The 20,159-nt window shown below is 34.6% G+C and carries 19 protein-coding genes; 11 read left to right on the forward strand and 8 right to left on the reverse strand.

From position 1 onward, the window contains the following. Positions 1 to 50 precede the first annotated feature (50 nt). From tilS to H7U22_RS01980, 6 genes are all read left to right on the forward strand, one after another. A complete protein-coding gene (gene tilS / locus H7U22_RS01955) occupies positions 51 to 1,382 on the forward strand; it encodes a tRNA lysidine(34) synthetase TilS (RefSeq protein ID WP_187069654.1) in 1,332 nt (443 codons plus the stop codon). Continuing rightward, positions 1,383 to 1,871, forward strand: a complete 489-nt coding sequence (locus tag H7U22_RS01960; RefSeq protein ID WP_187069655.1) for a hypothetical protein — start codon at positions 1,383 to 1,385, stop codon at positions 1,869 to 1,871. It begins immediately after the preceding gene. Between the two features lie 131 nt (positions 1,872 to 2,002). After that, positions 2,003 to 2,461, forward strand: coding sequence for a hypothetical protein (locus H7U22_RS01965; protein ID WP_187069656.1), 459 nt, complete (start codon positions 2,003 to 2,005; stop codon positions 2,459 to 2,461). Positions 2,462 to 2,532: 71 nt separating this feature from the next. Further along, positions 2,533 to 2,943 (forward strand): GxxExxY protein, encoded by a 411-nt coding sequence (locus tag H7U22_RS01970; RefSeq protein WP_187069657.1) that lies wholly within the window; start codon positions 2,533 to 2,535, stop codon positions 2,941 to 2,943. A 105-nt stretch (positions 2,944 to 3,048) separates the two neighbouring features. Continuing rightward, positions 3,049 to 4,191 carry an N-acetyl-alpha-D-glucosaminyl L-malate synthase BshA gene (bshA, locus tag H7U22_RS01975; RefSeq protein ID WP_187069658.1) on the forward strand — a complete coding sequence of 381 codons (1,143 nt, stop codon included), beginning with the start codon at positions 3,049 to 3,051 and terminating at the stop codon, positions 4,189 to 4,191. Positions 4,192 to 4,404: 213 nt separating this feature from the next. Further along, the gene (locus H7U22_RS01980; protein ID WP_187069659.1) at positions 4,405 to 4,851 is read left to right on the forward strand and encodes a KTSC domain-containing protein; all 447 of its coding nucleotides are present in this window, start codon (positions 4,405 to 4,407) and stop codon (positions 4,849 to 4,851) included. 36 nt (positions 4,852 to 4,887) lie between these two features. Here H7U22_RS01980 and H7U22_RS01985 read toward each other — a convergent pair whose 3' ends face one another. Genes H7U22_RS01985 through H7U22_RS01995 form a run of 3 tightly spaced genes read right to left on the reverse strand, consistent with a single transcriptional unit; the run spans position 4,888 to position 7,225 of the window. Continuing rightward, the gene (locus H7U22_RS01985; protein ID WP_187069660.1) at positions 4,888 to 5,607 is read right to left on the reverse strand and encodes a phytanoyl-CoA dioxygenase family protein; all 720 of its coding nucleotides are present in this window, start codon (positions 5,605 to 5,607) and stop codon (positions 4,888 to 4,890) included. Positions 5,608 to 5,611: 4 nt separating this feature from the next. After that, positions 5,612 to 6,106 carry an SRPBCC domain-containing protein gene (locus tag H7U22_RS01990; protein WP_187069661.1) on the reverse strand — a complete coding sequence of 165 codons (495 nt, stop codon included), beginning with the start codon at positions 6,104 to 6,106 and terminating at the stop codon, positions 5,612 to 5,614. A gap of 6 nt (positions 6,107 to 6,112) precedes the next feature. After that, complete coding sequence (locus H7U22_RS01995; RefSeq protein WP_187069662.1) at positions 6,113 to 7,225, reverse strand: lactonase family protein; 1,113 nt, start codon at positions 7,223 to 7,225, stop codon at positions 6,113 to 6,115. A gap of 383 nt (positions 7,226 to 7,608) precedes the next feature. Between H7U22_RS01995 and H7U22_RS02000 the strand changes: the two genes are divergently transcribed. Together H7U22_RS02000 and H7U22_RS02005 are read left to right on the forward strand one after the other, a co-directional pair. After that, positions 7,609 to 10,689: a SusC/RagA family TonB-linked outer membrane protein gene (locus H7U22_RS02000; RefSeq protein ID WP_187069663.1), complete on the forward strand. Its 3,081-nt coding sequence runs from the start codon at positions 7,609 to 7,611 to the stop codon at positions 10,687 to 10,689. 23 nt (positions 10,690 to 10,712) lie between these two features. After that, entirely contained in the window at positions 10,713 to 12,209 is a 1,497-nt protein-coding gene (locus H7U22_RS02005) for a RagB/SusD family nutrient uptake outer membrane protein (protein ID WP_187069664.1), read from the forward strand. Between the two features lie 110 nt (positions 12,210 to 12,319). Here H7U22_RS02005 and H7U22_RS02010 read toward each other — a convergent pair whose 3' ends face one another. After that, positions 12,320 to 13,990 (reverse strand): pseudouridine synthase, encoded by a 1,671-nt coding sequence (locus tag H7U22_RS02010; RefSeq protein WP_187069665.1) that lies wholly within the window; start codon positions 13,988 to 13,990, stop codon positions 12,320 to 12,322. A 298-nt stretch (positions 13,991 to 14,288) separates the two neighbouring features. Here H7U22_RS02010 and H7U22_RS02015 point away from each other — a divergent pair, with 298 nt between their 5' ends. Further along, the gene (locus tag H7U22_RS02015) at positions 14,289 to 15,026 is read left to right on the forward strand and encodes a lytic transglycosylase domain-containing protein (RefSeq protein WP_248284650.1); all 738 of its coding nucleotides are present in this window, start codon (positions 14,289 to 14,291) and stop codon (positions 15,024 to 15,026) included. 286 nt (positions 15,027 to 15,312) lie between these two features. Then, positions 15,313 to 16,356 carry a 2Fe-2S iron-sulfur cluster-binding protein gene (locus H7U22_RS02020; RefSeq protein WP_187069667.1) on the forward strand — a complete coding sequence of 348 codons (1,044 nt, stop codon included), beginning with the start codon at positions 15,313 to 15,315 and terminating at the stop codon, positions 16,354 to 16,356. A gap of 11 nt (positions 16,357 to 16,367) precedes the next feature. Here H7U22_RS02020 and H7U22_RS02025 read toward each other — a convergent pair whose 3' ends face one another. From H7U22_RS02025 to H7U22_RS02035, 3 genes are all read right to left on the reverse strand, one after another. Beyond that, the gene (locus tag H7U22_RS02025; protein WP_187069668.1) at positions 16,368 to 17,453 is read right to left on the reverse strand and encodes a Fic family protein; all 1,086 of its coding nucleotides are present in this window, start codon (positions 17,451 to 17,453) and stop codon (positions 16,368 to 16,370) included. 198 nt (positions 17,454 to 17,651) lie between these two features. Then, a complete protein-coding gene (locus H7U22_RS23465; RefSeq protein WP_187069701.1) occupies positions 17,652 to 17,915 on the reverse strand; it encodes an MAE_28990/MAE_18760 family HEPN-like nuclease in 264 nt (87 codons plus the stop codon). A gap of 145 nt (positions 17,916 to 18,060) precedes the next feature. After that, on the reverse strand, positions 18,061 to 18,519 hold the full coding sequence (locus tag H7U22_RS02035) for a DUF262 domain-containing protein (protein WP_187069669.1): 459 nt from the start codon (positions 18,517 to 18,519) through the stop codon (positions 18,061 to 18,063). Positions 18,520 to 18,700: 181 nt separating this feature from the next. Here H7U22_RS02035 and H7U22_RS02040 point away from each other — a divergent pair, with 181 nt between their 5' ends. After that, the gene (locus H7U22_RS02040; RefSeq protein WP_187069670.1) at positions 18,701 to 19,660 is read left to right on the forward strand and encodes a hypothetical protein; all 960 of its coding nucleotides are present in this window, start codon (positions 18,701 to 18,703) and stop codon (positions 19,658 to 19,660) included. Here the strand turns inward: H7U22_RS02040 and H7U22_RS02045 are convergent. Further along, positions 19,657 to 20,136, reverse strand: a complete 480-nt coding sequence (locus H7U22_RS02045; protein WP_222621778.1) for a hypothetical protein — start codon at positions 20,134 to 20,136, stop codon at positions 19,657 to 19,659. The genes H7U22_RS02040 and H7U22_RS02045 overlap by 4 nt on opposite strands. Positions 20,137 to 20,159: the final 23 nt, after the last annotated feature.

Raw genomic sequence — 20,159 nt, forward strand, 5'->3', positions numbered from 1 at the left:
TTTTGTTCCGAACGTTCGGAATACCAGTTAAAATTAAATATTTTTGGTGGATGTTACCCTTAACGCAATTTCAAGATTTTATTGAACATAATAAGCTTTTTACTCCAGGTAACAAGATTCTTTTGGCCGTAAGTGGTGGTAAGGATTCCGTTTTAATGTTGCATCTTTTTAAGGCGATTGGAATTGATGTTGGAGTAGCGCATTGCAATTTTAATTTAAGGGCAGATGAAGCACAGCGTGATGAGAATTTTGTTAAAATGCTCGCCTCTAGCTTAAACTTACCTTTTTATGTAACGCATTTTGATACAAAAAAATATGCCATTGAAAATAAAATTTCTACGCAAATGGCCGCACGCTCATTGCGTTACCAATGGTTCGAAGAGTTGAGGGCAAAAGAAAATTACGATTACATTGCTTTGGCTCAACATCAAAACGATGCTGTAGAAACTGTACTGATCAATTTAACAAGAGGCACCGGAATTAGCGGTTTACATGGTATTTTGCCGAAAAGAGATCGATTAATTAGACCTTTGCTTTTTTTAAATCGCCAGCAGATTAACGAATTGATTGAGGAAAATGACTTAAGCTTTGTGGAAGATAGCTCCAATCTGAGTACAAACTATACTCGGAATAAAATTAGATTACAAGTTATTCCTCACTTGCAAGAAATTAATCCAAATCTTGAAAAAACTTTTGCCGAAAACATGGCTCGATTTTCAGACATTGAAGATTTTTTAGCGTTAAGGATAAAAAAAATTGCGGAGAAAATAATTATTAAAAAAGGTGATGGGATTTACATTTCTTTAAACAAGATTGCAAATCTAAACCCGCAAAAACTTCTTTTATTTGAGCTCTTAAAGTCCTATAACTTTACAGAAACTGTTATCACTGAAATATTAGCAAGTTTAAAAAGTTTAAGTGGAACGCACTTTTTTAGTGTAAGTCATCAAGCCATTATCAATAGAAATGACTTGGTTATTGTTAAAAAACAAGATGATATCCTTATCAATCAATATTTCCATCCGGTTACCAATACCATCAAATTTGGAGTGCACGAGATTTCTCAAATCTTTACGGATGATCTAAAATTTGAAGTTGATAAACAAAAGGCATTTGTTGATTTAGGCAAATTGATTTTTCCGTTGATTCTTAGAAACTGGCAAAACGGAGATAAATTTATCCCATTGGGCATGCGCAATTTTAAAAAGATAAGCGATTTTTTTATTGATGAAAAAGTGCCAATCCATTTAAAAACGAGTACACCGATTTTGATTAATGGGAACGGGGATGTAATATGGATTGTAGGAATGCGACAGGATAACCGTTATAAATTAACAGCCACAACAAAAAAAGTTGCTATATTCGAGCTCAAAATAAATTAAGTGGAAAGCAAGTTTGCCTATATCGAAAAACAATACATTGGTCGTGATTATGTTCGCATTTTCATTAGGCTTATAATGGCGGCATTTTGTTTTGCTGCTTATGTTTACGAACGCGATCGAGATAATACACAAGATTTATTCTTAGTAGTTGGCTTTGGGATAATCGGCGTATCTATGCTGTTGCTTTTTCTAATTCAGTATAAAATTGTTGTTGATAATAAAAGTTTAATCTTAGATGGCCTTTGGACAACCAAACGAGTTAAAATAGATTTAAATAGTATTGTTGATGTTCGCAAGGCAACCTATAGTCGGTATTTCTTTAATAACCCGGTTTATAATCTCCATACAAAAGGTACTATCCGTTTTTACTCTTCGGGTAAAGATGCAGTTGTTTTAACCGATCGCGATGGGCTTGAATATTTCATTGGTACACAGCGACCTAACGAATTATTTTTAGTAATTAAAGAAGAAATGAGGAATTTGAAATAATTTATTGGGGCATAATTTCCCCAAATTTCAACACTTAATTCCCCATAAAAATCCCACCCTTTAAATTGAGCCAATAAGAGCTGTTTTTTATTAGGCATCTTAATTGAATTATAATCTACAAATAGATTATAATGAAATACTCAATTCTCACTCTTTTTTCAGTTTTTATTTCGTTTTCGGTATTCGCACAAACTTACAATCCAAAGGTTTCTAAAGATTCTTTGAGTGTTTTAACTAATCGTGTGGAGGTACTTAAATCTAGTATAAAGGTTCTTGAACTTAAGATTAAGGAATCAGAAGAAGAAGGTGATGTAGAAAAGCTTAGGTTAAAACTGCTCGAAGCAAATGGCAATGCCAAAGCATCATCAGAAAAAAATAGCGGCAACATTAGTAATAGCGGTTCTATAGTCGATTCTAAAGCTGTCGAAAAACTTTCTAAAAAAGCTAAAAGTGATGATGAGGATGCTAAAAAAGCATTAGATCGTTATAATAAACAAATTGCGAAAGTAGAAGATATTCGTACGCAGATACAGGGCGAAGAACGAAAACTCAATTATAAAAAACCCTTAATCATTTACATATACAAATAATTTTTAGTCTTGTTTAATTGCGCTCCTTATGGAGCGTTTTTTTAATCATTAACCACTCAAAAACAATCCTCATGCTCCTAAGCCAAACCCCTAACCAATTTCCATTTCAAACTGAATGCAGTTCTATTATAGAAATTGCTATGGAAGTACACAGATCTTTAGGTAGGGGTTTTGATGATTCCTCCTACAAAGAGGCATTTAGCAAAATGTTAAAATTGAGGGGCATTTCTTTTGAAAGAGAAAAGAAATTTGGTGTAAACTTTTGTGGTATCTTATTGGAACATCAATTTTATGCAGATTTTGTGATCGAAGATAATATCATTGTAGAGGTTAGGTCGATACCAGAAAAAATAGAATACAATTATGTTGATGTATTTAAACAGCTTGTGGTAAATAAACCAAAACTTGGTTTAACCATAAACTTTTATGAAGAATTACTTAGGTTTAAACAAGTTGCATTAGTGGATAAATACGTGTCTTAATTGTACAAACTATCAGCCTTATCTTCATTGGTTTTTATTGCAATAGCCTTACACACATATTAGATATAAATGGGCTACATTTGCGTAACAACAATACATTTATAAATGAAGATAGGAATTGTTTGCTACCCCACTTTTGGCGGTAGTGGAGTAGTTGCAACAGAATTAGGTAAGGCGCTCGCTAGCGAAGGTCACCAAGTTCACTTTATAACCTATAGCCAGCCGGCAAGATTAGATTTCTTTTCTGCAAACTTGTTTTACCACGAAGTTTCCGTAAGAGATTATCCTTTGTTTGATTATGCCCCGTATGAATCTGCATTGGCAAGTAAGCTGGTAGATGTTGTTCGCTTTGAACAATTGGATGTTCTGCATGTTCATTATGCTATTCCACACGCATCCGCGGCATTTATGGCGAAACAGATTTTGGCCAGTTACGGTATTCATATTCCTGTAGTAACTACTTTACACGGAACGGATATAACTTTGGTAGGTAAAGATCCAACCTACAAACCAGTGGTTACTTTCTCAATAAATCAAAGTGATGGCGTTACAACGGTATCTCAAGATTTAAAAGACGATACCTACAATCACTTTGAAATTACGAAAGACATTAAGGTAATTCCAAATTTTATAGATTTTAACCGCTTCAGTCTGCAAGCGAAAGATCACTTTAAAAAAGCAATTGCACCCAATAATGAACGCATATTAATTCATACCAGCAACTTTCGTAAAGTAAAAAGAACGGCTGATGTGATTAGAATTTTTGAGAAAGTACAATCCGTAATCCCTTCTAAATTGTTGATGGTAGGAGATGGACCAGAACGAGCCTACGATGAACAGCTTTGTCGTACTTTAAATATTTGCGATAGTGTTCGCTTTTTAGGGAAGCAAGATGCCATTGAGGAAATTCTATCAGTATCGGATTTATTTCTAATTCCATCAGAATCTGAAAGTTTTGGTTTAGCGGCGCTCGAAGCCATGGCTTGCAAAGTTCCTGTTATTTCTACAAATGCAGGTGGCTTACCAGAGTTAAATGTAAACGGCTATTGTGGGTTTTTGGATAATGTTGGAGATATAGACGGTATGGCTGCACATGCAATTGAAATATTAAAAGACGACGATACACTTCAGCAATTTAAGGAAAATGCATTTGAGAGGGCTAAAGATTTCGACCTAAAAAAGATTTTACCATCTTATGTTAGTTATTATAAAGAGGTTATCGAAAATGCTCTCCAAGCGAAATATTAGTTTTACTCCCCATAATTTAGAGCACTTATTAAGCAATTAATAAGTGTTTTTTTGTTAGAATAGGATGCTATATTATGATAATATTAAATTTGAAACTTTCTCAAAATCAAATGATTATAAATCGTATCTTTGCGCCCTTGAAAAGATTGTAATCTCATAATGAGCACTTAACAAATACAATCCGATCATCAAATTAAAAACAAGATTGCCCAGATGAAAAAAATAGTTGATTATAGAAAGCTTTTGAACGTTGATAAGAATGCTGAATTAAAAGAGCTTAAAACGGTGTACCGTACATTGATGAAAGATTGCCACCCAGATAAATTTCAACAAGAAGAAGAGCGTTTAGATGCAGAATCGAGAAGTAAAGAAATTATTGAGGCTTATCATTTTTTAGTGAGTATTGCTCCAGAAACTCGCGATCAAAACCTTGAAACTTATACTCAAACCATTACAAATTCTAATATTCAAGATTTTGAATTTAAACAACAAGTATTAAATGTTACTTTTTTTGATGGAAGTGCTTACGAATATTTTGATGTTCCAAGAGCAATCTATGTAAAATTAGTAAATGCAGATTCTCCAGGCCGTTTTGCCCGTAGGCATATTTTTAGCGATTTTCCTTATAGAAATGTAGCTAGAGTAGCTGAAACAGCTTAAAATAAATTGGAAGACCTGCTTTTTAGCAGGTCTTTTTTATTGATATTGAAAATATTCAGACCATTGCAACTCTTCAGGAAGATGTTGCCTACTGAATTCTAAATGTATTACTCTTCTTCTTTTGTTGTTTATGGTTCTGCTCGAACTATGCAAAAGTAAAGGCCTCATAATCATTAATCCGCCTTTCTTTACACAACAGCTTTCCTCTTTTTCAGTTTTCCAGTTAATGGTATCTGCCCTGTAAATGCCCTTGCTCTGCGATTCGGGAATTACCTTTAATGCGCCGTTTTGCTCATCAGTATCATCAAGGTGGATTCGAATGGTAAAATTGTCTTCTAAAATATGGATTGGAGGTTGTACCGCAAACTGGTTTTGTTTGTGGGTGTATGGGCCAAAACCTTCTAGCTCAATTTTTTTGTTAACAGAGATGGTTAAATCCTGATGATAGGAAACAAACCAATTGGAAGATTCGGGCTTGTCGAAGTAAATAGATTTAACAAGAAAATAATCCGAGCTAAATAAATTCACAATAAGATCTTTAAGTCGATTGTTAAAAATAAGACCGATAACTTCAGGAACTTCTTTTAAAAATTGTCTAATCGCAAAAAGATCTTCAGACTTTCTGAATACATCCTTAGTCGTGTCGACTGATTCAATAATCATCAGAAGTGTCTCAACTTCTTCCTGAGTATAGATTTCTTCTACTGTGGTAAATCCGTTGCGCTCAAGCGCTTTAATTTTATTGAATAAACTCATTGTCCTAATTATTTAGCATAGGTTTAAAGCGATTATCCTTATTCCTCAAATCTAAGCCTCCCTCAAGAATAGATTTTAAATTAATTAAATAAAAACTCCATCCATTGTGGCAACCTAATCGAATATTTTTCTTCGATGATTCATCCATTGGGATATTTTTCTGAATGAGTTCTACAATTATATATTCAAATTCTTTTCGAAGCTTAATTTCTACAAAGCAGTTGCCCGCAAAAGTAAATTGTAAAAAATCCGATCCATTTGCTTCCGTAATTTTTCCATGCTCAACATCATCATATAAATACCAAATCCATTTATATCGATCACCTTTTAAAGCATTTGTTTCTTTACCGATCGAAATTTTATTTTCATCAGAAAATTCAGCTTCGCTCAAAAACCATTTTTCCAATTCAGTAGTTTTGGTCCATGCATCATAAATAGTTTTTAAATCGGCTTTGATGGCGATTTTTAAAGTAAACTTTGACCAATCAAAATTTTCCATCAAAGTTTATTTGGTAAAGACTAAACAAACTGGAGCGCCAACACTTATTTTTTTTCCGCTGTCAATTAATTTTCCAGTGATTTTATTCCTTTTAAAAATAACAACATCATTTGTGTATTGATGGGCAACCAATAAAAATTTACCACTTGGATCAATTGAGAAATTTCTTGGTCCCTTACCTAATGTGCTTACGCGTTCTACAAATTTTAAAATTCCGGTAGGTAAAATAGAAAATACTGAAATTGTGTTGGCATCGCCTCGATTACTTTCGTAAAGAAATTTTCCATCTGCAGAAACATGAATATCTGCACCATCTATTTTTCCGCTAAAATCTTTAGGAGTTGTTGTAATTTCCTGGATCTTTTTCAAAGTCCCATTAGAATATGCAAAGGCAGTTACGCTTCCGTTAAATTCGTGCGCCAAATAAGCGAATTTTCCATTAGGCGTGAAAGTGATGTGCCTTGGGCCTGTACCCGCATTTGTTTTTATCACATTTTTAATCGTTAAAATTCTCTCTTTGCTCGCTGGATTATAGTTGTATATATAAATTTGATCTTCACCTAAATCATTGCAGATTAAATATTTATGATCTGGAGTGAATTTTACCATGTGAACGTGAGCACTTTCTTGTCTTCCTTTTGAATCTATACTCTTTCCACTGTGTTTGATAATTTGTATGGCATCGGTTAGTGAGCCATCTGTTTTACGACTAAATACCGCTAAACTACCGCCACTATAATTAGCAACGATCACATTCTTATTATCTACCGTTATATAGCATGGGTCAGCGCCTTCACTAGCTACCTTATTTAAAAAAGTTAATTGGCCAGAAACAGAATTGTACTTGAATGCGCTAATAGTACTGGAGTTTCCGGTTTCGTTAACGGAATAAGCAAACTTTTGATCAGGCGAAATTGCTAAATAACTTGGATTGGCAACATCTTTAGTTATTGCTTTCAATGTAGTGGTTGCATACTTCGTATTGAAGTTGTAATCATAAATGCCCTCGCTTTTTCCTGCGGCTGTATAAGTGCCTATAACCAGATTATAGTTAATTTGTTGTGAAAATGCCAATGTGGAGAACACTAAGAATAGAATAGATAGGAAATACTTTTTCATTAAATGATTTTTTGCTGAGAAACAAAGATGATAAAAACTTTAGTTATTAGAACATTCATCATTTTAAGTGTTCTTAGAGTAATTAAACACTTAATTGTCGTTTTTATTCAAAATTCTAACTTATTGCTCTAATTATCATTAAAAATCAACGTATATTTTAGTTAATAACAAGAATTTATGTTTTTTTTATTAAAAATTGTAACTATTTTATTAGTTTTTGTAATTTTTAAAGAGTTTTTATTGGTTTTTTCTATTTATTTACGTTAAAAATGGCTTATGTGAATTTATTTATGTTAAATTATTCCTAATAATTGTTAAAGTTGATGTTTTACAATATATTTATCCCATTCAGGTCAATATATTACTAAACTAAACTAATTTTTATGAAAAAACTTCTACAAAGTTTGTTCGTAATCTTATGCATTTCGCTCAGTGCGTATGCTCAAGATCGAACGATCACTGGTACAGTTACTGCACAAGAAGACAATCTTCCCCTTCCTGGCGTGAGTGTAAAAATCAAAGGTGCCAAAGGTGGCGCGGTTACAGGCGCAGATGGCCGATATGCTCTAAGAGTTCCTTCTGGTTCAACAACTCTCGAATTCACCTATCTAGGCTATCTGTCAGAATCGAAAGTGCTGAATGCTACTTCGACTATCAATGTTCAATTGGTTGCCGATACCAAAACCTTAAGCGATGTAATTGTAACGGGTGTGGCAGCAGGAACGAGTAAGGAAAAATTAACAATTTCTGTTACAAAAATTGGTGAAGATCGCCTTAATGCTGTTACGGCATCTTCAATCGGTAACTCTTTAGTTGGTAAGGTTGAGGGTGTAAGAGCTAGTCAATCGGCTGGTACTCCAGGAACTTCCACTACAATTCAGCTTCGTGGAAACAACAATTTACCAGGCGTAACATCAAGCCCGCTAATTATTATAGATGGCATTATCTATAATGGGGATTTAAGTTCAATCAATGCAGATGATGTTGAATCGATGGAGATTGTAAAAGGAGCGGCATCGGCATCCTTATATGGTTCTCGTGCAGGTAACGGAGTTTTGGCCATTACCACTAAAAGAGGTAAGAATTTAAGTCCTAATTCGACCACTATAACAGTTAGAAACGAAATCACATTATCAGAGCTAAGCAAAAAACTTGATTTAGCTACGCACCATGCCTATAAATTAGCGCCAGATGCGGGAAATTTCATCGGTCAATATACCAAATATGCTGGGGTAACTTATCCGGCGGGTTATACAGGATCAGGTTATAATGCTGCTATTACAGGTACAAGAGGTTATGATACCGATCACTATGCAGATAACGACTTTGGTGTAGTTACCGATCAACAAGATGCTTTGTTTAAAACAGGAACAAACTTCACTAATTATGCAGCTATAGCATCAAGATCAGAAAAGGGCAACGTTTTTGCGTCATTCGAAAATAACCAACAAAAAGGTGTTGTTTATGACGCTCCTGGTTATAAAAGACAAAATTTCAGAATCAATGCAGATTATCAGTTGGCAAAGTGGTTAAAAGTAAGCACTTCTAACTTATACATTAATACCAGCAACAGTTCTAATGGTGGTTTCTGGACCGCAATTATTGCTGAGCCAGATGCAGATTTATTTCAGTTAAATACGGATGGGCAACCTTACTACATCCGTTTAAATCAGTTTAGTGGTGAGCAAACTAATCCATTGTATCCTAACTATAAAAATCAGAATAAAACGACTTATAGTACATGGCTTGGTGCGTATTCTGCCAATGTAAAATTTACCAAATGGTTAAATGCTGATATCTCTCATACTATTGAAATTCAGAATTATGATTACAAAAACTATAATCCAAAAGATACTTGGAATGTTGATGCTTCTGCCTATACTAATGGTGGTTTAAGATTAGATAATTCTAAAACAAATAATCAAAACACTCAAGCTACCTTAAACTTTAATGGTAAAATTGAAGATTTGATTATAAATGGTAAACTATCCTATTTATATGAAAATAGAAAATATGATTATTCTAGAGCAGATGGATCTGGTGGAATGTCTTATGCTGATATTCCTCAGTTAACCAACTTTATTACAACAACTTCTAGGTCATCTCAAGAGATAGAACGTGCGCAGAATTATTTTGCAATTGCATCGTTGGATTACAAGGATAGATACTTATTAGATGGTATGTTTCGGTATGATGGTTCATCTTTATTCGGTCCCGATTCTCGTTGGAATCCTTACTTCAGGGTTTCTGGTGCTTATCGTGTCAGTAAGGATGTTGATATTCCGGGGATTGATGAATTAAAGGTTAGAGGTGCCTATGGTACAGCGGGTATTCGTCCGGGTTATAACTGGCAGTACGAAGTTTACACTTTAAGCTCTGGTTTGGCAGCACCTTCGCAAGCTGGAAATAAAGCACTAAAGCCTTCAAAAACAACAGAATATGAAGTGGGACTTGATGTTAATTTCTTGAAGAAATTTTCTTTTGATGCAACTTACGCTAAATCAAAAACTACAGATCAATTTCTTAACTCCCCATTATTGGCTTTCTTAAGTGATGGTTTTACCAGTAGATACATTAACGCAGGAACGGTTCAGTCAAATACTTTTGAAGCTAATATGGCCGCTAAGTGGTTTACTAAGCCAGAATTTAGCTGGACATCTAATATTACCTTTACTAGAGTTAGACAGAAGATTACTTCGCTACCTAGAACACCGTATTTATATGGTGATACTGATGGTGGCGGCGCTCAAATGTTTTATATCAAAGAGGGTGAGGTTTACGGTGCTATGTACGGTAATACTTGGGTAACTTCTTTAGATCAAATGGCTTCGCAATTGCCAACAGGTAAAACAATTAACGATTATGTTGTAAACTCGCAGGGATTTGTTGTAGATAAAGGTACTGAAGGTTTGCTTACAGAAAAGGCTATTAAACTAAAAGATGCGACTGGAAATAACTGGTACGGAAAAATTGGTGATGGTAATTCAGATTTTAATATCGGCTTGTCAAACACATTCAATTACAAAGGCTTTAGCTTGTATTTCTTGTTAGATTGGAAACAAGGCGGAGATATTTATAACTCGAAAGCACAATGGAGTACAAGAGATTTGCGTAACGGAATTGTAGATCAAAGTGGTGTGGCTGAAGGTTCCAAAAAAACTGTAGATTATTACTTAAACTTTTATGATGTAAATAACATAAACAGTTACTGGGTAGAGGATGCAAGTTATTTGAAATTCAGAGAATTGGCAATCGGCTATTCAATTCCTAAAAAGATTTTAAACAATGCTTTTAAAGGAGTTGTAAAAGGAGCTACCGCTAAACTTATTGGTCGTAATTTATTTACGATTACAGGTTATTCTGGTTATGATCCTGAGGTTGGTTCTGTTGCCCAACCATATGATGGAATTAACAAATATCCAAATTACAGATCATTCGGTTTCTCACTTTCAGTTGATTTCTAGGGATTGATTTAAACATTATTAAGATGAAAAAAATAAAGATAATACTAACGCTTTCTGTTGCGCTATTACTTGCTAATGGTTGTAAGAAAGGTAGTTTGGATGTTGCCAACGTTAACGATCCAGATTTTGAAAAAGTGTATGCAAACGGAGATAATTTAATATCACAAGCGGCAAGTTTGTACAATACAGTTTTCTACAACTCGCATTATGAGGGAGGCTTACAGCCAATGCTTGCCGTGGCTGCAGATAATTCTACTTGCTCTTATGGTAACTTTGGTATGAGAGATATGTCTTGGGAGCCTAGAGATTTTGCTTGGACAAATACACCAGCATATTCTTATAATACACAGACTAATAATTACTTTAATGGTCAATATGCGGCAATTAATACGGCATCATTAATTATTAAAGCGATAAATAATGGAACAAATATAGCAGGTGGCGCAGGTAATGCCCGGGTTAAGGCATATTGCAGATTTATTCAAGGTGTAGGTTATGCCAACTTAGCATTAACTTTTGATCGTGCCTTTATAGTTGATGAAGCCTCTACCGTTGAAGGCAAACTGAGTAGCGCAGTGCCTTATACTACTGTGGCTACCGCCGCGTTAAAATATCTTGATGAAGCGATTGCGCTTTCTGCAGCCAATTCTTTTACCATTCCTCAAGCATGGTTAGGAAGCGATGCTGATTATTCTAGCGCTAAACTTGCGCAACTATGTAATACCTATGCGGCATCTTTATTGGCTTATTTACCAAGAAACAAAACTCAAAATGCAGCCGTAAATTGGGCTAAAGTTAAAACCTATGCCGATGCAGGTATTACAGCAGATTTTAATGTTGTATTAGATGATAACATTTGGTATGATTATTCTGCTTACTATTTGGGGGCAGGTAATTCTACATGGGCACGTACAGATATGTATGTGGTGCATATGATGGATTCGGCACAGCCAGCGCATTGGGATGATTCGCCAACTTTTCCAGCACCTCCAGCCTCGGTAAATCCCCAAGATAAAAGACTTTTAACTGATTTTGCTTATTTGTCATCCAATAGCTTTATTGCGGCAAGGGGCTATTATCATTTTTCTAATTATAGAAATAAGCGTTATGATTATATCTATGCTTCTACTTTTACAGGAATTAAACCTGAAATTATGAAAGCAGAAAATGATTTATTAAAAGCCGAAGCTAGGTTGTATTTAAATGATTTAGCTGGGGCTCAATCCATAATCAATGCAGGTACCCGTGTAACCAGAGGTCAAATGACCCCTACTGCTGCAACTACGGCGGCTTTGGTTGATGCAATTCATCATGAGCGTTGCATCGAATTAATTTTTACGGGTGCAAATATTGCATTTTACGAAATGAGAAAATTGGATTTATTACAAAAGGGTACGCCACTTCAAATGCCAATACCAGCTAAGGTTATGGAAAATTTAGGTGAATCTGCGCCATTCTACACTTTTGGTACTACAGCGAAAGCTGATGGAATAGGAACTTCCAACGCAGGTTGGAGATAATGGGTAGTTAAATTTAAAAGGGGGGATTGTAGACCCCCCTTTTTTTTTATTAATTATTCAATTTTTACAAGCAAAAAAAAGGGTAATCACTCGATTACCCTTTTTTAATATTATTTAATTAAATGCTTAATCTGAATAAGCTCATGCTCTTCAAGATAGCGCCATCTTCCTCTTGGTAAATCCTTTTTAGTTAGGTTACCATAAACAACACGGTCAAGTTTTTCTACATTATAACCTAAATGTTCAAAAATACGACGAACAATTCTATTTTTGCCGCTATGGATTTGAATACCAATTTCTTTTTTGGTTCCACCAGCAACATAAGAAATGTTATCAGGTTTAATTAGTCCATCTTCTAATTCTAAACCAAAAGCAATTTTATTCAAATCACCTTGTGATAAAGATTTATCCAATTCGATATTGTAAATTTTGGTAATTCCGTTTTTAGGGTGAGATAATTTATCTGCTAAATCACCATCGTTAGTCATTAATAATAAACCTGTAGTATTACGATCTAAGCGGCCAACAGGATAAATACGCTCACGACTTGCTTTATCAACCAATTGCATTACCGTACGACGTTCTTGTGGATCGTCCGTTGTGGTAATATAATCTTTGGGTTTGTTTAATAAAACGTAAACTTTTTTCTCGCGTTTAAGTAATTCGCCATTATAACGAACTAAATCTTTCGCTGGATCAACTTTATGGCCTAATTCTGTAACGGCTTCGCCATTTACAGTAATAATACCTGCGGCAATAAGTTCATCGGCCTTACGGCGAGAACAGATTCCTGCATTTGAAATGTATCTATTTAGGCGAATTAAGCCTTTATCTTCATTAGTTGTTCTACGGCCCTGAGCAATTACAGTTCTTTCCGGACGATTGAATTCTGTATCTCTTGGCTGGTTCTCTTCGCGACTTCTAAATGGTCTGCTATCTGCACCTTCTCTAGGTTTTACATCTCTTGAGCTTCCAGCACTTGGCTTAAAGTCGTCTGATTTGCCACTTCTAGATTTAAAGTCTTTGTAACCACCTTCTCTCGGTTTAAAATCTCTCGAATCTCCATCCTTAGATTTGAAATCGCGTTCTCCTGTTCTTGGCTTATAATCTCTTGCTCCACCTTCTCTCGGTTTAAAATCTCTATCTCCTGTTCTTGGTTTGTAATCTCTCGATCCACCTTCTCTTAGTTTAAAATCGCGATCTCCATCTTTAGAATCTCTTGATTTGAAATCTCTATCTCCTGTTCTTGGTTTGTAATCTCTCGACCCACCTTCTCTTGGTTTAAAATCACGATCTCCGCCTTTAGAGTCTCTTGATTTGTAATCTCTCGATCCACCTTCTCTTGGTTTAAAATCGCGATCGCCACCTTTAGAATCTCTTGATTTGAAATCTCTGTCGCCAGTTCTAGGCTTGTAATCTCTCGATCCACCTTCTCTTGGCTTATAACTACGTTCTTCTGGTTTTGAGTTTGAATCTCTAGATTTGAATTCACGATCGCCAAACTTAAATCCTTTCGGTTCTTCATCCTTAGATTTGAAGTCGCGTCCGCCTGTTCTTGGTCTTGAATCTTTTCTATCTCCGAAAGATTTTGATTTGAAATCTTTGTTGTCTGAGCTTCTAGGTCTGAAGCCATCTTTCGAGTCGGATGATTTTTTGAATTTACTATCTTTATCGTCTGATCTTTTTCTGTCAGACCCAGCAGAATTGCTTCTACCTTCCGTTTTCCGGCTGCCCGGTTTGGACTTGTCATCCCGACTGTTCCTGTTGTCTTTATTTATCATGATACGCTTTTAACCGCATCCTAAAATGCGGGTTGCAAATTTAGGCAAAATTGATGAACAATACAATTTTTGGAAGTGTAAAAATTTGATCAAAAAATAGCCTCTAAAATAGAAAAATTGGGGCGAAATTCAAAATTTAAAATCCACGTTTAAAGCACTTTAGAGCTCGATTTTTATGGTTAAATCTGTAACTATTTGATAATGTGGTTATTATTTTTTAGCTTTGCCGACGTTTTTATATAAGTTCACCAAAAAAAGGAGGAAGATGTTAAAGAAACACATAGTACCATTTGTAGTAATGGCAGCATTATTTATGATGGCAAAAGTGTTCGCTTACCAAATGCCCTTAGCACAAAAAAGTCTTTTAAAAGAAGAGAAATTAAACACTACAATACCCCCAACTGAAACCCAAATAGAAGAACCAGTTTCTTTAATGGCTCAGTTAAGTTTTGCGAAAGAAACCTTGCCTTTAGGCGATAAAAGAGTGGAACGCAAAATGAAAAAAATCCTTGCAGCTCATTCTTATGATAACCTGCAAACACATCGTTTACACAGAAGAGCGGCCGAATGGTTTCCCATTATCGAACCTATTTTAGCAGCTTATGGTATTCCAAACGATTTTAAATACCTAGCCTTAGTAGAATCGGGTATGCAAAGCGGAGTTTCACCAAAAGGTGCTGCCGGAGTTTGGCAATTTATGCCAGGAACTGCTCGTATGTACGGATTAAAAGTACACGGCGGAACAGATGAGCGCTACAATTTGCGTAAATCGACTATCGCGGCTTGCAAATACATTAAAGAAATGTATAAAGGTTTAGAAAGCTGGACATTGGTTGCTGCGGCATATAATGTTGGTGATGGACGCCTTCGCAAGCAAATCAATAATCAAAATCAGGATAATTATTACAAAATGAAGTTGAACCGTGAAACCGGTGGCTACGTTTATAAGGTAATATCTATGAAACAGATTATGGAGCACCCTGTACGTTACGGTTATGATAAACCGAAACAATTATTGGCGTATAACGCAGAATAATAATTAAAATAAAGACAAGCATTTGGTAAGGCGTCCCGAGATAATCGGGACGCTTTTTTTTTAAGATGACCCCGCACATTAGGAGATTCCAGTTATGAGGACGTCTTATCTTGCTCGCTTTAGTTTTCAGCTTTGGTTTTTAGTCTTAATTGTTTCGAGCTTTAGTCTTTAACCTTTGGTTAATCCTATTTTTTCGAGCTTTAGCCTTTTCGCTTTAGTCTTTCAACTTTGGTCTTTAGTCTTTTTTAAGCTTTCCGCTTTCAATTCAATTCCTTTTCTTTGCAATATGTTCAAATTGCGAATCGATAAAATAATTAATCAGCCGGGCGATAACATCACTTTTCAATTTGAAGAAATAGGAGAGCGCTACCCCAAATATTCAGCTGGTCAATTTGTTTCATTGGTTTTTGAGGGCAAACACAAAGAAATCAGAAGATCGTATTCTTTCAGTAGTTCTCCCGATGTGGATGAACCTTTGGCTATTACCGTTAAACGTGTAGAAAATGGAGAAATTTCTAGATTTCTTCATCATAAAACTTCGGTTAATGATATTCTATATGCTTTAGAGCCACAAGGTTTGTTTAGTTACCTTCCAGATGAAAACCTAGAAAGAGATCTTTTTCTGTTTGCTGCTGGAGTTGGAATAACACCTTTGTTTTCTATTTTGAAAACCGCATTGGTTCGGGAGAAGAAATCTTTGATCACATTAGTATATAGTAATCGCTCAAAAGATGATGCTTTATTTTATGATGAACTGATGGAGTGGCAAGATCTATATCCAGAGCGATTGAAAATTGTTTGGGTTTTTAGCAACAGTAAAAACCTAATGACGGCAAGGCTGAATAAGTTTTATATCGAAAGACTTTTGAAAGAACATTTACATTTCGATAGAAGCAATACGTTATTCTACACCTGCGGACCAATTATCTACATGGATTTATGTAGAATTACCTTATTGGGAATGGGTTTTGACATTCAACAAATTAAAAGAGAAACCTTTGTACTACCTGAAGATGAAGTGGATGAAGACGATAGCTCAGAAAGGGTTATAGATAAAAATACCTATTCTGTGATCTTAAATTTCCAGGGCAAAATTTATAACCTTGATATTCCTTGGCCAAAGCGGATTTTAGATGTTGCATTGGAGCACAAAATCAAATTGCCTTACAGTTGTCGCGGAGGGGTTTGCAGCACTTGCGTAGCCAATTGTACAAAAGGCAATGTGCGTATGGATTATAATGAAGTGCTTACGGATGATGAAATTGAAAGAGGTAGGGTTTTAGTTTGTACTGGGCATCCAACGGAAAATGGAACGACGGTGGAGTGGTAGAAACTCATAGTTTATTTACGCTCTAATATTTTTAATAATTTTTGATTGAGGTAAAGCTTTTCCTTTCCAACCTTAATTGATTGAAGAAAGCCACCATTTTCTAAATTTTTCAAATAATTTCCTACAGTTTTTGCATTTCCAATATTTTCATCAATCAGATTTTGGCGTTTAGTATAGGGCAAGCGGAATAAAATTTCAACCAAATCTTTTGAGTAAATTTTGGGTAATTTAGTCTTGATTTCATTGGCCGTTTCTTCAATTGCATTTGTAATTTCATTCAAGCGATTTAAACCTTTCAATGCAGTTTGTTCGATCATATCCATCATGTAAAGAATATAATCTTCCCAGCTTCCCTTTTCGGTTACTGCCATTAACTTAGTGTAGTAATCATTTTTATGTTGAATGATATATTCGCTCAAATAAATCGCAGGTACTTCAAGTAAACCTGAAAGTTTTAAGTAAAGTAATAGCAAAATTCTTCCAGTTCTACCATTACCATCAGAGAATGGGTGGATTGCTTCAAACTGGTAGTGTAATATGGCCATTTTTATTAATGGGTCAATTTCATCTTCTTCATTGATAAACTTTTCTAAGTTGCTCAATTTCTCTCTGATAAGTTCTTCTCCTGTTGGAGGAGTATAAATAATTTCTCCTTGATTATTTGCTAAAGCCGTTCCAGGGGTAACCCTTATCGATGCATTGTTTTTTTTAATGCATTGCACAATTCTGATACATAGATTTGTGGTGATGAAAGGTTTAGTTTTTAATTCCTCTAAGCCTAGCCACAGCGCTTCTTTATAACTTAAAACTTCTTTTGTAGCAGGATTTTCTACCTGCTTTTCGGCGATAAATGATTGGTAAAGGTCATCGTTGGTTGTTATAATATTTTCAACCTCCGAACTTGCTTTTGCCTCTTGTAAATATATGGTATCGATAAATAAAGTAGGGTTTGGTAAATTTAATAAGGTACCATTTAGCAGTGCCAAAGCACGGCCAGCAGAAATAGTTTTGCGTAATATATTTTTAGTTTCTATTTCTGCTTTTGGTGGCAGTAAAGGTAAATTGTTATATGGCGTTTTGCGATTAAACTTCCTCATTCTACGAAGGTAAATTTTACTTCTATTTTTTGTACGAGGGTAAAAATAAGCAAAATTTACTTCTGTTTTACTTACGAGTGTAAAATTTACTCTTGTTGAAAAGGTAAGTTTTAACTGGGTAATGAAAGGAAAATGGAATGACGGTGGAGTGGTGGGATTGGGTATGGTTAATATGAATTGTACAACCGTAAAAATGTATTATAACTCAAATTTATTCGTAGCTAAAAATTTAGTGATATTTTTAAGTATATTTCTTAAATAAATGATAACCTGTTTTTTAATATCTCGAAGATCTCCGATTGTGTAATTTCTCCCACATTCTGCGAATGATGTATTTCCATGAGCTAAACTATTTCGTTGAGTTTTGACTTGATGCAATTTGACACCATTATTTGCATTTCTATGTGTATTAGATGAAAAACCATATTTTGTTGCAAAGTCTCTAATCTTTAAACCATCAATATTTCCTTAAATTGATTTCGATGAATCGAATCGTATGTCAATAATTTCTTCTGTTAGGCCATTTAATGTATTAAAAATATTACGGGTTCCTTTATTTTTGAAATTCATATGCTTTTCATCTATCCAGATTTTTTTTATTTCATCTCTAACTTGTAGTATTGATTCTTTCAAACATCATAAATCTTACATCCTCATCGCTTTTGTCTGAAAGAGCAATCATTCTAATCGTAGAATTTTGAAATTTTCTTTGTCTAGATTTTAGCAAATCTTTGTAATGAAAGCCATTTAGACTAACTAAAATTTCTAGGTTTTTTAAGATCAACCTATTTGAAACGAAAGCTATTATTGTTCTAAGTCTTTGTGACCCATCAATTATTTCTAAACGACCGTCTGTATCTGCAGAAAATATATATGGAATTGGCAATCCCAAAATAATTGATTTTATAAATTTGGATTGTCGATCATTATCCCATAAAAAATTACGCTGATATGAGGGAATAAAAATATCATTCTCATCTGTTTCTAATCCAGTTAGGTATTTACTAATTAGTAATTCAATCGTAAACTCTTTTATGTCAAAGTCAACAAATCTTCTGTTTTTCAATTATTTGATCTTCTGCTTTCTGAAAGATATCCATTTTTTCGAGAATTTTATGGATGAAAGATATAAAATTTCTTTGATTTTGGCTTAGGAAAGAAGGTTATATAATCTCTGTGTCGTAAATAGTAAGGGGTTTCTTTGTGAATTTACAAAACCAACATTCATCTCACATCGTTTATCTGTTATGATGAAAACTTTCCTTTCGCTCTTCCTCTTTCTATTTGTTTCTCAACTTCATGCCCAAGATTCTTTAACTATCAAAAGAGAATTCGCCAATAAACAATACGTCAATCTTTACAAAGAAAATTCAGATTTGGCTTATACATCTCCTGCGGGAGAAATCGGTGCGCCATCTAAATATGTAATTAACGGTCGTTTAACTACAACTTACATGTTGCTCGGGAGTTATAAATCGCCAGTTGCTTTTTCTATTATTCCAGATTTTACCGTTCGCGTTCGGAATGAGTTTTCTGCTGGCGTACGTACACCAAGTTACAGGTTAGGTTTCGCTGTTTATGCTAGGCTAAATACAAATCCTGAAAATTATAAATATGGAGAATTGGCTTTTACTCATCACTCTAACGGGCAAGATCAAGATGCCATTAATGCCGATGGCTCGATTAATACCTTAACAGGGAATTTCAATGCCAATTATTTAACTGCATCTTATCGCTTTGGCCATTTAACGCCGACAAATCCAGATGAAAGCTATTATTCTTTTAATCATCGTATCGGCTTGCAATGGTTTAAGTTTTTTCGATATGAGCCAGCATTAGATTTAGGTTTTGGCTTTACACGGGTCTTGTATAATTTCTCTTGGCGCAAATATGATGAAATTGAAAAAAGTGCCCGAAATAAACCGAAAGTTAAAACCGAAAAAGAAACATGGCGTTTAAACACAGAAGTTTCCTATGCGGTAAATAAAATACCATCGAAAAATTTTGTAAATATTGGGAAGCGGTTAAATGCAGAAATCAATTTTAATTATAGCTTTCCGTTTATGAATAATGTGTTTTTAATGGCGGCGGTTGGTTATTATGGAGAGGATAATTACAATATCTATTTTCAGGATCATTATGGGTATATGCGTTTCGGATTATCTTCTGGTTTCCTCAGAAATAGAAGCCGGCATCATGACAATTAGCCTATCCAAGAATTATAGGAATCAACTACTTTCCAAGTGCCCTTTATCTTTTTAAAAATATAAGTTCCTCCCTGCCCACCAAGCATACAATTACAATCTTGTGTAATTTTAATTAGGACAGTTTTTTTATCTGCCGAAACAATTGGGTACGATATTCTATAGATCATATCATATGCTTGATGACAGTTTTTGATGATTTCTGCCTTATGAAAAGATTTTGTTTTCCGTGAATAATATTTGATTTTGTTATCTTCAAGTGAATTGATTTTCTGAATTAACTTTTGGCAATAAACAGAGATTTTGTCCACAAATGGAAATGAACTACAGTTATCTTCAAATATTTCAATTTCATCATAATATATACAGATTTTATTCCAATAAAAACCGTTATCCTTTCCAATTTCATTAATAATTTCATATCTGGCTTCGTTTGAAACATGCTCATAAAAATGATAAGCACTAACAATTGTAAACAATAGCAATATGGATCTGATTTTTT

Origin of the sequence: Pedobacter fastidiosus, from assembly GCF_014306625.1 — a bacterium.
GTDB lineage: Bacteria > Bacteroidota > Bacteroidia > Sphingobacteriales > Sphingobacteriaceae > Pedobacter > Pedobacter fastidiosus.

Coding starts and splice junctions, on each gene's coding strand:
- H7U22_RS02005 (WP_187069664.1), top strand. CDS start 10,713: ATGAAAAAAATAAAGATAATACTAACGCTTTCTGTTGCGCTATTACTT.
- H7U22_RS02025 (WP_187069668.1), bottom strand. CDS start 17,453: ATGAGGAAGTTTAATCGCAAAACGCCATATAACAATTTACCTTTACTG.
- H7U22_RS02015 (WP_248284650.1), top strand. CDS start 14,289: ATGGCAGCATTATTTATGATGGCAAAAGTGTTCGCTTACCAAATGCCC.
- tilS (WP_187069654.1), top strand. CDS start 51: ATGTTACCCTTAACGCAATTTCAAGATTTTATTGAACATAATAAGCTT.
- H7U22_RS02040 (WP_187069670.1), top strand. CDS start 18,701: ATGATGAAAACTTTCCTTTCGCTCTTCCTCTTTCTATTTGTTTCTCAA.
- H7U22_RS01985 (WP_187069660.1), bottom strand. CDS start 5,607: ATGAGTTTATTCAATAAAATTAAAGCGCTTGAGCGCAACGGATTTACC.
- H7U22_RS02020 (WP_187069667.1), top strand. CDS start 15,313: ATGTTCAAATTGCGAATCGATAAAATAATTAATCAGCCGGGCGATAAC.
- H7U22_RS01995 (WP_187069662.1), bottom strand. CDS start 7,225: ATGAAAAAGTATTTCCTATCTATTCTATTCTTAGTGTTCTCCACATTG.
- H7U22_RS01965 (WP_187069656.1), top strand. CDS start 2,003: ATGAAATACTCAATTCTCACTCTTTTTTCAGTTTTTATTTCGTTTTCG.
- H7U22_RS02010 (WP_187069665.1), bottom strand. CDS start 13,990: ATGATAAATAAAGACAACAGGAACAGTCGGGATGACAAGTCCAAACCG.
- H7U22_RS01990 (WP_187069661.1), bottom strand. CDS start 6,106: ATGGAAAATTTTGATTGGTCAAAGTTTACTTTAAAAATCGCCATCAAA.
- bshA (WP_187069658.1), top strand. CDS start 3,049: ATGAAGATAGGAATTGTTTGCTACCCCACTTTTGGCGGTAGTGGAGTA.
- H7U22_RS01980 (WP_187069659.1), top strand. CDS start 4,405: ATGAAAAAAATAGTTGATTATAGAAAGCTTTTGAACGTTGATAAGAAT.
- H7U22_RS02000 (WP_187069663.1), top strand. CDS start 7,609: ATGAAAAAACTTCTACAAAGTTTGTTCGTAATCTTATGCATTTCGCTC.
- H7U22_RS01970 (WP_187069657.1), top strand. CDS start 2,533: ATGCTCCTAAGCCAAACCCCTAACCAATTTCCATTTCAAACTGAATGC.